We start from the raw sequence: 12419 nt of genomic DNA, 5'->3' as shown, positions 1-12419 counted from the left end.
TTATGGTATAATTACTAAGGAATCTAAAAGTAAAATATTTTAGGAGGTATTAATGAATATATTAGTCATTAATTGCGGAAGCTCTTCTTTAAAGTATCAATTAATTGATACTGAAGAAGAATGTGCTTTAGCAAAAGGTCTTGTTGAGAGAATCGGAATAAGCGGTTCAAGAATTAAACATGAGACCAAAGAAAAAGAAAAAGAAGTTATTGAAACTCCTTTAGCTGATCACAAAGATGCGATAAGTCTTGTAATTAAGTGTCTTCTTGATGAAAAAATAGGAGCTATTAAAAGTGTAAATGAAATAGGTGCTGTAGGCCATAGAGTTGTACATGGAGGAGAAGAATTTTCAGATTCTGTTTTAATTACTGAAGAAGTAAAAAAAGCTATTGAAAAAAATGTAGAGCTTGCTCCTTTACACAATCCTCCAAACATTATAGGAATAAATGCTTGTGAAGAGTTAATGCCAAATACTCCTCAAGTTGCAGTTTTCGATACAGCTTTTCATCACACTATGCCAGCTGTAAATTATATGTATGCAATTCCTTATGAATATTATGAAAAATATAAAATAAGAAAATATGGTTTTCACGGAACAAGTCATAAATATGTAACTGAAAGAGCTGCACAACTTTTAGGAAAAGATAAAGAATATATAAATTTAATTACTTGCCATCTTGGAAACGGATCTTCAATTTCTTGTATAAGACATGGAAAGAGCTGGGATACTTCAATGGGATTTACTCCTTTACAAGGACTTATAATGGGAACTCGTTCAGGAGATATTGACCCGGCAATTGTTACTTTTATCATGGAAAAAGAAAATTTGAGTCCTGCTGAAATTAACGAAATTTTAAATAAAAAGAGCGGTGTTTTAGGACTTTCAGGTATTTCATCAGATTTTAGAGATCTTGAAGATGCAGCGGCAAAGGGAAATGAAAGAGCTGCTCTTGCTCTTGATGCTTTTGAAGCTCAAGTTACTAAAACTATAGGATCTTATTTAACTGAACTTGATTATTGTGACGCAATAATCTTTACTGCAGGAGTAGGAGAAAATTCACCGGACAACAGAGCTGCAATAATTAATGCTCTAAGTCAATTTGGAGTAAAACTTGACAGATGGAGAAACAAGACAAGAGGAAGAGAAGCTATAATATCTTCAAATGACTCTTCAATAAAAGTCATGGTAATTCCTACAAATGAAGAACTTATGATTGCAAGAGATACAAAGAGAATTGTTGAAGAAATGTAATCTATATAAAAAAGCCAAGTCATTTTTGACTCGGCTTTTTTAATTGTTTTTATTTATATCTACTATAATTTTATCAATTCTGTTTTTAGAAGCTTCTGCAATATGAAATTTTATATTGTTTAAAATAATATCTTCGCCTTTTTTAGGGAACCTGTCTATATTTTCAATAATATAACCGGCAACAGAATCAAATTCTTCAGTTTCAAAGTCCTTATTTAAAAGATGACCTAAATCTTCAACGTTCATGGAACCGTCAACTAAATATTTATTGGGAGCAAGTTTTATAAAGTCCATATCTTCTTCTTCATCATATTCATCATTTATTTCTCCGACAATTTTTTCAATTAAGTCTTCGGTGCTTATCATGCCTTCTGTTCCTCCATATTCATCAGAGACGATGGCAATGGAAATTTTTTTGTGTCTCATTTCATTAAAAAGATTTGCTATGGGCTTATATTCAAAAGTATAGTAGGGTTGCTTTAAGAGGTCTAAGTTATCTTTAAGAGATCCGGTAAAAGTTTTTGAGAAAAGATCTTTTACATAGAGAATTCCTAAAATGTTATCTAAATCATCTTCATAAACTGGCATTCTTGAAAAATTTTCTTCTTTTATTGTCTTTGCGATTTCTTCATAAGTTGAATTTACATCAAGAGCAACAATATCAGTTCGTGGAGTCATTATATCCTTTGCAAAAGAATCTCTAAAGCCCATTACATTTTCAATAATTCCAACTTCACTTTTATCAATAATTCCTTCTTTTAAAGAAATACTTACGGCATCTTTTAAATCATCTTCAGTCATTAGTGGTTCTTTGTAGGACCAATTTATTTTAAAAATTTTAAAAATTCCGCTTAAAAGAAGCCTTATAAAAAATACCAAAGGTTTTAAAAAATAAAAAATAAATATGGTAAAGTTTTTATTTTTTTCAATAACACTTTCATAATTTTTTTTAGCAATATGTTTTGGAAGAGATTCACCAAACAATATAATAAAAAATATTCCCAGAATACAACCTAAATATAAAAATCTATTACCAAAAGCTTTATAAAATGTCATTGAAAGAAAAATTATACTTAAACCGTTTGAAAAATAATCTCCTATTAAAGTTGTGGAATATATTTTTCCATCCTTGCTTAATTTTTCAATGTATTTAACATCAATTCCATCATCAATAAGTTTTTCTTTTTTTGTGGGGGAAAGATGTAAAAAAGAATTTTCAATTATGGTGAATTTATAAGAAAGCACCAAAAATATAAACCAAGAAAGTATATAAAAATAAATCATTAAAAATTTCAAATCTCCTTTTTACTTATTATATTATTTGCTTAAAAAAAAGTCTATTAATAGGAATTTGTAAAATAAAAAGGCGACCTTAAGTCGCCTTAAATTTTATTCAACGGTTACTGATTTTGCAAGATTTCTCGGCTTATCAACATCAATTCCTTTTGCAAGGCTAGTATAATAAGCAAGAAGTTGCATAGGTATTACACTTAAGATAGGCATTAAATCTTCTTTAGTTTCAGGAAGATAAAATACATTTTTGCAAGCTTTGTCTAAAAGTTCATTTTCATCGTGAATTCCTATTCCATATACATGTCCTCCACGAGCAGTTATTTCTTTTATATTTGATTGAGTTTTTTCAAGAAGTCTTTTTTGAGTTGCTACGGCAAAAGCCGGAGTTCCATTTTCAATTAAAGCTAAAGATCCGTGTTTTAATTCTCCTGCAGCAAAAGATTCAACGTGAATATAAGTTACTTCTTTTAATTTTAAAGCACCTTCTTTTGCACTTAAATAATCGAGACCTCTGCCTATATAAAATGAGGAGAAAGAATCCTTTATTTCTTCCGCTATAGATTTAAAAACATCTTCTCTATCTAAAATTTCATCAATATATTTTGGAAGATTTTGCATTTCATCTAAAAATTCTTTTAATTCTTCTTGAGAAATTTTTCCTGTCTTATAAGCAAAGTCTAAAGTTAAGAAACACAAAGCAATAACTTGCGCAGTGTAGGCCTTTGTTGAAGCCACACTTATTTCAGGTCCTGCATAACAATACATAACTTTATCTGCTTCTCTATCTATGGAAGAACCTACCACATTTGTAATGGCAAGGACTTTTCCACCCTTTCTTTTTGTTTCTTTAATAGCTGCAAGAGTGTCAGCAGTTTCTCCTGATTGAGAAACAACAATTAAAAGAGAATTTTCATCTATAAAGGGATCATTGTATCTGAATTCTGATGCAATTTCAGCAAAGACAGGGCGTTTTAAATATTTTTCTAAAAGATATTTTCCAACTTCTCCTGCATGAAAAGCAGTTCCACAAGCTACAATATAAATATTGGAGAAATTTTCTATTTCTTCTTTTGTAAAGGAATTTGAAAGTTTTATAAATCCGTTGGAAATTCTTAAACTTACAGCATCTTTAATCATTTGCGGTTGTTCGTGAATTTCTTTAATCATAAAATGTTCATAGCCTTCTTTGCTTGCAGCTTCAAAAGTCCAATTTATTTCTTTAATTTCTCTTTGAACTATATTTTTATTTTTATCATAAATTTTATACTTTCCATCTTTAATATAAATAAGATCCCCGTTTTCAAGATATATAACTTTTTTAGTAAGTTCTATTATACTTGTAATATCGCTAGCAAGGATAACTCCATCGTCACATATTCCAGCAATTAAAGGAGCATCATTTCTTAAACCTATTAAAACTCCTGGGTCTTTAGAAGAAATTATTCCTAAAGCATAAGCTCCTTCAAGAATTTCTCTAACTTTAAAAACACTTGTCAACAAATCTTTTTCATAATATTTTCCAAGGGCTTGAGCTATTACTTCACTGTCAGTATCAGATTTAAATTCAACACCTTTTTTAATAAGATCCTCTTTAATACTTAGATAATTTTCAATTATCCCATTATGAACAATACTTATAGAATTATCCATAGAATTGTGGGGATGAGCATTTATATCTGTGGGAACGCCGTGAGTTGCCCACCTTGTGTGTCCTATACAAATTTTTGAATTTAAATCAAAAGAAGATTTTTCAATTTCTTTTAGTAGAGTTTGAATTTTACCTGCTTTTTTAATAGTTTTAATTCCATCTTTTAATATAGAAACTCCTGAAGAGTCATAACCTCTATACTCTAATTTTTCAAGGCCTTCAAGAACTATATTTAAAGCCTCTTTTTCTCCGTTATAGCATACTATACCGCACATATTTACCTCCAAAAATAATTTAGAGATCCACTCCATCAACTTTGTTTTGTAATTGCTTACATATTTGTTTGATGTTTAGGCTGTGGTACCTACGAAGCATCCGCCGAAATTTCGATAACTTCGTTCCTCGTTAACCAATAAGGTCTGGCGCTTAATATTTTTTTATCTCAAAGTGAATATTAACACAGAGCTTTTGAATAGTAAAGTTTAAAGGTATTAAATTGTCTGTATTTTCTATGTGTGTTATTATTAAATTAACAAATGGAGGAAAAAATGGAAAAAGAAAAAATTTTAGCAAGAGTTGGAGATAGAACAATAACAGGAGAAGACTTTAATATTTTTATGAGTCAATTGGATCCCAGTACAGGTCAATATTTTATTAAAAATAAATTACTGGACCAAGTTTTAGATGAATTAATTTATCAAGAAATGTTATATCTAAATGCAAAGGAAAAAGGCTGGGACAAGGATGAAGAATTTCAAAAAGTTATAAGAAAAACTGAAGAGTCTTTGTTAAAAACATATTCTCTTGGAAAACTTTTCGGAGATATTAAAGTTACTGAAGGAGAAATAAAAGACTATTTTGAAAAACATAAAGATGAATTTTTATCACCAAAGTCTGTTCACGCTTCTCATATTTTAGTTGATAACTTAGAAAAAGCTCAAGAAATAAAAAATAAAATAGATAAGGGAGAAAATTTTGCAGATCTTGCCAAGGAACATTCAACTTGTCCATCTGCACAAAAGGGTGGAGATTTAGGAACTTTTTATCCAGGACAAATGGTACCTGAATTTGACAAAGCTGTTTTCCAAATGGAAGTTGGAAAAGTTTCTGAACCTGTAAAAACACAATTCGGCTATCACATTATTAAAGTTAATGAAAAAAATGAAGAAAAAAAATTGACTTTTGATCAAGTAAAAGGTCAAATTGAAAATAAAATCAGAAAACAAAAAGAACAAAAACTTTATATGGATACTATGGGCAAACTTTCAGAAAAATATAAGGTTGAAAAACATTCAGTAGAAGAAGACGCATAAGCGTCTTTTTTTCTGAAATGGGTATCTATATAAGGGAGGTTTTAAATGAGACTTGGTTTATTTAATTTTATTGATGGGGCTTTAAAATATTTAGATGAAAATAGAGAACTTTTTGAAAAAGTTGCCCATGAACTATCTAAAGCTTTTAGAGCTATGTGTAAATCTGATGAATCCTTTGTAAATATTACATATAGAGTTAAAAGCAGAGAAAGTGTAAAAGAAAAAATTGTAAGAAATAATTATTATGTTTCTGGACTTTCGGAAGAAGATACAATTTTCACCCTTCAGGATTTAGTAGGTTTAAGGTGTGAGTGCAGATTTATTGAAGATGAAGAAAAAATTTTCAAAAAAATAAAAAAGATATTTAACATTAAAGTCGATGATGATTATTACACGACAAAATCTTACAAAAAAATTCGTTTAAAGCTTTCTGAGCCTCAACCTCAAATTCAAAAAAACGGTTTTGAAATTTATAAAATTGACGGAGAATATTTTGATGATGGGAGAAAAATACATTTTGAACTACAGGTAAAATCCATTGTAAATGTATTTTGGGGAGAAATTGATCATAAGGTTCTTTATAAAAACTATAATTATATGATTACTGAAAATTTTTTCAGGGATATTTTAGGTTCTATAAGAACAAACCTTATTATGATAGACACTCAATTAAGGCTTCTTTATAACCATGTAGAAAGCATGGAAAATAAAAGCTATCAGGATAATACGGATCAGTTAAAAATTCTTCTTTCAAAAATAATTCATGATGTCTTTATTAATAAGGTTAGGGAAGAACTGGGGATTATTTTAAATTTTAAAGATACAACTGATGTAATAGTTGATTATCTTTTTATGAAATGTGTAAAACAAAAAGAGCTTTCTTATGGAGATCAATTCATTAAACTTTTAAACAGGATAACGGCTATAAGCGATATGGAATTGGATCTTGAACACTATTTGGTTTTTGACAGAACCCCATCATATTTTGATGATTTTACTCGCTCTATAGGTGCATCCCTTGTAAATGTTATTAACGAAGATTTTGAATGGAATCTTTTCTTTAAAATAATTTTTATAATTGAAGGAGGTTCCAGGGCAGAGTCTTTTGAAGAATTTTTATATTTTTTAAGATATAAATATTCTCTAATTTTCCTTGATGGCTTCGCCGATACAAAATTAACTTATAAGGCTCAAAAGGAAATAGAAGATGAACTTTTAAAAATAACTGCTCTTGGATTTAAGAAAGAATCAACTTTTGATTTTATTATGAGAAAAGCGCCTAAAAAAATTGAGCAAAAAATTCCTGAAATAATTCAATTTATAGATAAGAATTCTAAAGATGATTTAAAATTTATATTTGATAAAGATTAAGAGGTAAAAATGAAAGAAATATATTTTGCAGGAGGATGTTTCTGGGGAGTTGAAGCATATTTTAAAAAGTTTGAGGGAATAGTTGATACAGATGTAGGATATGCAAATTCAGTTTCTGAAAATCCAACTTATGAAGAAGTTTGTAGTGGCAGGACCCTTGCTGCAGAAACAGTGAAAATTATTTATGATGAGAAAAAAATTTCCCTTTTAGGACTTTTAGAAAAATTATTTAAAGTAATAGATCCTACTTTATTAAATAGACAAGGTCCTGATATAGGGCATCAATATAGAACCGGAGTTTATTTTACAGATGAAAGAGATAAAAAAATCATTGATGATTTTATAGAAAGTATAAGAAATAATTACAAAAGAGAAATTGTAACGGAAGTAAAAAAACTTGACAATTTTTATTTGGCTGAAGAATACCATCAGGACTATTTAGATAAAAATCCCGGAGGTTATTGCCATATAAATTTAAATTTTTAAAGCTGCAGTTAAAGCTGCAGTTTTATTTTTTTTAGAAAAATAAATTGATGAAGTATTGTTTTGTTTAGGTTATAATTAATTTGAGGGGGAAAAAATTGAGAAAATTAAAAAACTATCAACCCGATAGAGTTTTTTATTATTTTGAAGAGATAACGAAAATTCCAAGACCTTCATTTCATGAAGAAAAAATTGCAGATTATATTGAAGCTTTTGCAAAATCAAAAAAACTTCAATATTACAGAGACAGTTTTAATAATATAATTGTTTATAAGGAAGCTCACAAAGATTATGTAAATGTGGAACCTATTATTTTACAAGGTCACATTGATATGGTTTGTGAGAAAAAACCTGAATCGGACCATGATTTTTCAAAAGATCCAATTAATTTTGAGGTTTTTGAAGACAAGATAATTGCAAGGGAAACTACTTTAGGAGCTGATAACGGAATAGCAGTTGCAATGATTCTTGCACTTCTTGAAGATGAAAATTTAAAGGCACCGAAGCTGGAATGTCTTTTTACTGCAAATGAAGAAACTGGAATGACTGGAGCTTTGAATTTAGATGGGAAAAGACTTTCTTCAAAAAGGCTTTTAAATCTAGATTCTGAAGAAGAAGGAATATTGACTGTATCCTGTGCAGGAGGTCAAAGAAATGAAGTTAGGTTCAAAAAAGAATATGAAGATTTAGAAAAAGGATATATTTTTTACGAACTTTCCATTTCAGGTCTTAAAGGTGGCCACAGCGGAGGAGAAATTCACAAATATCACGGAAATGCTATTGTAAGACTTGCAAGAGCCCTATATAGATTCGATGAAGAATTTAATATAAAGCTTATAAGCCTTAGCGGTGGTGGAAAGCCCAATGCAATTCCAAGATATTCAAAGGCTAAAATAGCAATTAAAGAAGAAGATTTAAAAAACGCACAACTTTTAACAATAAAATTAAACAGCGAATATGTAAAAGAATTGGGTAAAATCGATCCTGATATAAGGCTAAATTTTGAAAAATCTTTTGAAGAAGAAAAATGTTTAAAAGAAGACCTTAAAAAAAGAATTATAGGTCTTTTAAATGTAATGCCAAATGGAGTTTTGACTATGAGCAGTGATTTGGATGGTTTAGTTGAATCTTCATCAAACATTGGCGTTTTAGAAGATGACGGAACTTATATCAATATAATTTCAGCTTTAAGGAGCAATAAGGGAACTCTTAAAGAATTTTTATCTCAAAAAATTAAAATTTTATCAAAATTTTTTGGTGGAGATTTAGAGATTCTTTCAGTCTATCCTGAATGGCCCTTTGAAGATAAGTCAGCTTTGATTGATTTGATACAAAAAAGTTATAAAAATCTTTATAATAAGCCTATGGAGATTTTTGCCACTCATGGTGGACTTGAATGCGGAATATTTAAAAAGTCTATAGGGAACATTGAAATGGCATCTATAGGTCCAGAAATGCATGGAGTACATGCTCCTGGTGAAAATTTAAGCATTTCGTCTACAGAAAGAACTTATGAATTAATAAAAGAAATTTTAAAAAATACAAAATAGGAGGTAAATATGAAAAAATTTTTATTACACGAAGGAGATTGCGGATGTGGTTGCGGATGCCACGATGAACATGATGAACATGAAGAAGAAATGGTAGATTATATGGATATTACCCTTGATGATGGAACTGAGCTTCAATGTGAAGTTTTGGGTATCTTTGATTTTGAAGGTAAATCTTATATAGCTCTTTGCCCTGTTGAAGGAGAAGAGGAAGAAATTTTAATCTACGAATACAATGAAATCAACGATGAAGAAGTTGAGCTAAATGTAATTGAAGATGAAGATTTATATGATAAGGTTGTAGAAGAGTTGGAATCTTATTTCGAAGAGGAAGATGAGGAAGAATAATTTCTTTGGTATATAGGGAATACTCAAAATTTCTTCAAGAAAAATTTAATGAAAAAGTATATAAACTTCCCATAAAAATAGAAGGCCTAACTTGTCCTAATAGAGATGGAACTTTGGGAAAGGGTGGTTGTATATTTTGTGGAGAAGAGGGTGGAAGTTTTGAAAATAGGTGCGGATCAATAAAAGATCAGATTGAAAAAAATAAGGCACTGATTGAAAAAAAGTATAAGGCCAAAAAATTCATAGCATATTTTCAAAACTTTACCAATACTTATATGGATTTTGAAAAATTTAAAAAATCCATAGAAGAATGTTTGTCGGAAGATATTGTAGGAATTAATATTTCCACAAGGCCTGATTGCCTGCCAGAAAAATATTTAGAATTTTTAGAAAAGGTTAATGAAAATTATATGGTAACTTTGGAGCTTGGTTTGCAAACTCCAAACTATCATACTTTAAAAATTATAAATAGGGGTCATGGACTTTCGGACTTTATAGATGGAGTTATAAGGACGAAAAAACATGGGCTTAGAATTGCAGTTCATCTTATATTAAATTTGCCTTGGGATGATGAATTAGATACAATTGAAGCTGCAAAACTTATGAATGCTTTAAATATTGATGAAGTAAAACTTCACGCTTTATATATTTTAAAAAATACACTTATAGGCAAACTTTATCAAGAAGGAAAAATTGAATTAATAAATCTTGAGGAATATAAAAAAAGGGTTATTTTATTTTTAAGAAATTTAAATAAAGAGATTGTCGTTGAAAGAATTATAGGAAGAGCTCCGAAAGAAAACTCTCTATTTTGCAACTGGAACACTTCTTGGTGGAAAATAAGAGATGAAATAATAGAAGAGATGGAAGAAAATAATTACTTTCAGGGAGATCTGAGAAAGGGAGATTATCATGATTAAATTTATTTTAGGCGCAAAGGGTGTCGGTAAAACAAGATGGCTAATAGAAAATGCTAATGAAGATATGGCACAAGGAAATGGAAACATTGCATTTGTAGAAGTTGACGATGATCACATTTTTAGTCTTGATTATAATATAAGACTTATAAATGCTACTGAGTATAACTTAAATGACCTTGAATCATTTTACGGTTTTATTTGCGGACTTTGCGCAATGGATTACGACCTTCAAAAAATCTATGTAGATGGAATTTACAAGGTTTTAAATTTAAGTATAACAGACCTTGAGTATCTACATAAGAAACTTGAATCCGTAAAAGATGCGGCATCAAGAGAAATTTATATAAATGTAGATTATTTACAAAGTGATATGTCCGACTATTTAAAAGAAAATTCCATTGAAATAACATCGGACGAAGTAAAATAAAAATAATGAGAGATAATAAGTTATTGACAAGGATAATTGTAATAATATTAATAGTGATGCTTATATTGCCGCTAATTTTACAATTTGCCTACTATATTTAGAAAGAAAAATTTTGACAAATTTAGAGAATGTTTTTGAGCGGTTCTTTTTGCACCGCTCAAAACTTATTAAAGATTACGATGACAAATTAATAAGTAAAAAAGAATTTTTAATAAAGAGCTATGAGTTTTTTTCTTTTAGAAACCCCAAGCCCTTTTTATTTGTAAATACCTATGAAAAGGGAATGTACAATTATCAGTACTATAATATTGTTGCAAAATATTATAGAATGCTGGCAAAGGAAGAGAAAAATAAAAGAGCCTATAATAGATTTATGAACATTTCAAATAAAAATTATGATTTGAAAGATAGGATGATTTTAGAAATTTTAAAATTAAAAAATTTTAAAAATATAAGTGCCTACTACATAAATTGTGATTCTAAAGGTTTGGAAGGAAAGATTTTTGAAATAGTTTTAAAAGATGAAAAAGAAGCTATTTTTCATACGAAAAATGAAAAGATTTTAAAAGTCTTAAAAGAAAAAAATATATTTGAAAAAAATCAAAAAAATTCTCTCATTGATAAATATATCAATGAGAGATATTGAGCCTAAGGGCTCTTTTTTTGTTTTATTTTTCCTCTTCATAGGGATCGAATTCTATTCCTTCAAAATCTTCTGCAATTATATTTCTACTTTTTTCATAAAGGAAATCTGGAACAAAAAAACTTGCAGCATAATTTGAAAAGCCACCTATAATTCGCATAAGGCTTCCAGCTTCATCATCTTTAACAAGATAGGGAATATTTTCTTCTTCAAAAATTCCCTTAATCAAATCAAATCTTACCCTGTCAGAAACAGTTAAAAGTTTTATAAACTTAGGATCTTTCATAAAATCACCTCATAAAATTTATACCACAAAAATAAAAAAACTCCCCACCAGAAAAGGGAGTTTCTATATTACATATTCTTAGAATAGAATTCTACGATTAATTGATCTTCTATTTCTACAGGTATATCTTCTCTATTTGGAAGAGATACTAAAGTTGCTTTAAAGCCTTCTTGTTTAGAAATATAAGGATAACTTGTAACAAAGTTTGTTTCGTAGTTTTCTTTAAACAAATCGGTTTTCCTTCCTCTTGGAGAAAGTTCGATTACATCACCAGCATTACATCTGTAAGAAGGAATGTTTAATTTTTTTCCATTTACATAAATGTGTCCGTGAGTTACCATTTGTCTTGCTTGTCTTATAGAACTTGCAAAACCCATTCTATAAGTAAGATTATCAAGTCTTCTTTCAAGGAATTGAACTAAAGCCGGACCTGTTTGTTCTTTAGATTTCTTTGCTTCTTTAAAAAGATTTACAAATTGTCTTTCAAGAACCCCATAGTAAGCTCTTAGTCTTTGTTTTTCTAAAAGTTGTTTTCCGTATTCAGTTAATTTCTTATCGCTTCTTGCAGTTCCCTTAGTCATTCTTTTAGCTGCTTTCGGGTGACCGCAAACATTCAAACCTAATCTCCTAGATAATTTAAATCTAGGTCCCATCATTTTTGCCATTATAAATTCACTCCTAATTTAATCTTGCCGCGATAATTAGAGCCTTAAATATTATACAGAAAATCTTAATTTTTGTAAACTTAATTTTAAAAATTTTTTAAAATTTCGAGGACCTAAACAATATTTTTTATAAATTTATTCAAAAAACTTATATTAAAACTTTTTTTTGATAAAATGTAAATAAAAGATTTTTAATAAAATAAATATAAAGTGTTTAGGA

Annotated in this window: 13 protein-coding genes; 9 read left to right on the top strand and 4 right to left on the bottom strand. The window is 29.0% G+C overall.

The window, feature by feature from the left end; all coding sequences use genetic code 11:
* The first annotated feature begins 52 nt into the window (after nt 1-52).
* Nucleotides 53-1252 carry an acetate/propionate family kinase gene (locus tag J2S72_RS01880; RefSeq protein ID WP_307494885.1) on the top strand — a complete coding sequence of 400 codons (1200 nt, stop codon included), beginning with the start codon at nt 53-55 and terminating at the stop codon, nt 1250-1252.
* A gap of 39 nt (nt 1253-1291) precedes the next feature.
* Here J2S72_RS01880 and J2S72_RS01875 read toward each other — a convergent pair whose 3' ends face one another.
* Nucleotides 1292-2536, bottom strand: coding sequence for a hemolysin family protein (locus J2S72_RS01875; RefSeq protein WP_307494884.1), 1245 nt, complete (start codon nt 2534-2536; stop codon nt 1292-1294).
* 105 nt (nt 2537-2641) lie between these two features.
* Nucleotides 2642-4468 (bottom strand): glutamine--fructose-6-phosphate transaminase (isomerizing), encoded by a 1827-nt coding sequence (glmS, locus tag J2S72_RS01870; protein WP_023055218.1) that lies wholly within the window; start codon nt 4466-4468, stop codon nt 2642-2644.
* Nucleotides 4469-4741: 273 nt separating this feature from the next.
* Here glmS and J2S72_RS01865 point away from each other — a divergent pair, with 273 nt between their 5' ends.
* The 8 genes from J2S72_RS01865 to J2S72_RS01830 all read left to right on the top strand — a co-directional run bounded on the left by J2S72_RS01865 (nt 4742) and on the right by J2S72_RS01830 (nt 11251).
* Entirely contained in the window at nt 4742-5506 is a 765-nt protein-coding gene (locus tag J2S72_RS01865; RefSeq protein ID WP_023055193.1) for a peptidylprolyl isomerase, read from the top strand.
* Nucleotides 5507-5551: 45 nt separating this feature from the next.
* Complete coding sequence (locus J2S72_RS01860) at nt 5552-6877, top strand: RelA/SpoT-related domain-containing protein (protein WP_023055227.1); 1326 nt, start codon at nt 5552-5554, stop codon at nt 6875-6877.
* Nucleotides 6878-6886: 9 nt separating this feature from the next.
* Complete coding sequence (gene msrA / locus J2S72_RS01855; RefSeq protein ID WP_023055236.1) at nt 6887-7363, top strand: peptide-methionine (S)-S-oxide reductase MsrA; 477 nt, start codon at nt 6887-6889, stop codon at nt 7361-7363.
* 95 nt (nt 7364-7458) lie between these two features.
* Nucleotides 7459-8910 (top strand): aminoacyl-histidine dipeptidase, encoded by a 1452-nt coding sequence (locus J2S72_RS01850; protein ID WP_023055222.1) that lies wholly within the window; start codon nt 7459-7461, stop codon nt 8908-8910.
* Between the two features lie 9 nt (nt 8911-8919).
* Nucleotides 8920-9258 carry a DUF1292 domain-containing protein gene (locus tag J2S72_RS01845; protein WP_023055213.1) on the top strand — a complete coding sequence of 113 codons (339 nt, stop codon included), beginning with the start codon at nt 8920-8922 and terminating at the stop codon, nt 9256-9258.
* Nucleotides 9259-9263: 5 nt separating this feature from the next.
* Nucleotides 9264-10178, top strand: a complete 915-nt coding sequence (mnmL, locus tag J2S72_RS01840; protein ID WP_023055249.1) for a tRNA modification radical SAM protein MnmL/YtqA — start codon at nt 9264-9266, stop codon at nt 10176-10178.
* Complete coding sequence (locus tag J2S72_RS01835) at nt 10171-10605, top strand: hypothetical protein (protein WP_023055221.1); 435 nt, start codon at nt 10171-10173, stop codon at nt 10603-10605. The genes mnmL and J2S72_RS01835 overlap by 8 nt, the downstream gene beginning before the upstream one ends.
* A 112-nt stretch (nt 10606-10717) precedes the next feature.
* Nucleotides 10718-11251: a DUF6648 family protein gene (locus J2S72_RS01830; RefSeq protein WP_036739247.1), complete on the top strand. Its 534-nt coding sequence runs from the start codon at nt 10718-10720 to the stop codon at nt 11249-11251.
* A gap of 22 nt (nt 11252-11273) precedes the next feature.
* Here the strand turns inward: J2S72_RS01830 and J2S72_RS01825 are convergent, their stop codons facing one another.
* Both J2S72_RS01825 and rpsD read right to left on the bottom strand, forming a co-directional pair.
* A complete protein-coding gene (locus J2S72_RS01825; RefSeq protein WP_023055209.1) occupies nt 11274-11534 on the bottom strand; it encodes a putative signal transducing protein in 261 nt (86 codons plus the stop codon).
* Between the two features lie 68 nt (nt 11535-11602).
* Nucleotides 11603-12199 carry a 30S ribosomal protein S4 gene (rpsD, locus tag J2S72_RS01820; RefSeq protein ID WP_023055251.1) on the bottom strand — a complete coding sequence of 199 codons (597 nt, stop codon included), beginning with the start codon at nt 12197-12199 and terminating at the stop codon, nt 11603-11605.
* Nucleotides 12200-12419: the final 220 nt, after the last annotated feature.

This window comes from Peptoniphilus koenoeneniae, assembly GCF_030812875.1.
Lineage (GTDB): Bacteria > Bacillota > Clostridia > Tissierellales > Peptoniphilaceae > Peptoniphilus_B > Peptoniphilus_B koenoeneniae.
This window is presented reverse-complemented; position numbering and strand designations above follow the sequence as displayed.

Coding starts and splice junctions, on each gene's coding strand:
- J2S72_RS01835 (WP_023055221.1), top strand. CDS start 10,171: ATGATTAAATTTATTTTAGGCGCAAAGGGTGTCGGTAAAACAAGATGG.
- J2S72_RS01825 (WP_023055209.1), bottom strand. CDS start 11,534: ATGAAAGATCCTAAGTTTATAAAACTTTTAACTGTTTCTGACAGGGTA.
- J2S72_RS01860 (WP_023055227.1), top strand. CDS start 5,552: ATGAGACTTGGTTTATTTAATTTTATTGATGGGGCTTTAAAATATTTA.
- J2S72_RS01845 (WP_023055213.1), top strand. CDS start 8,920: ATGAAAAAATTTTTATTACACGAAGGAGATTGCGGATGTGGTTGCGGA.
- J2S72_RS01880 (WP_307494885.1), top strand. CDS start 53: ATGAATATATTAGTCATTAATTGCGGAAGCTCTTCTTTAAAGTATCAA.
- J2S72_RS01875 (WP_307494884.1), bottom strand. CDS start 2,536: ATGATTTATTTTTATATACTTTCTTGGTTTATATTTTTGGTGCTTTCT.
- rpsD (WP_023055251.1), bottom strand. CDS start 12,199: ATGGCAAAAATGATGGGACCTAGATTTAAATTATCTAGGAGATTAGGT.
- glmS (WP_023055218.1), bottom strand. CDS start 4,468: ATGTGCGGTATAGTATGCTATAACGGAGAAAAAGAGGCTTTAAATATA.
- msrA (WP_023055236.1), top strand. CDS start 6,887: ATGAAAGAAATATATTTTGCAGGAGGATGTTTCTGGGGAGTTGAAGCA.
- J2S72_RS01865 (WP_023055193.1), top strand. CDS start 4,742: ATGGAAAAAGAAAAAATTTTAGCAAGAGTTGGAGATAGAACAATAACA.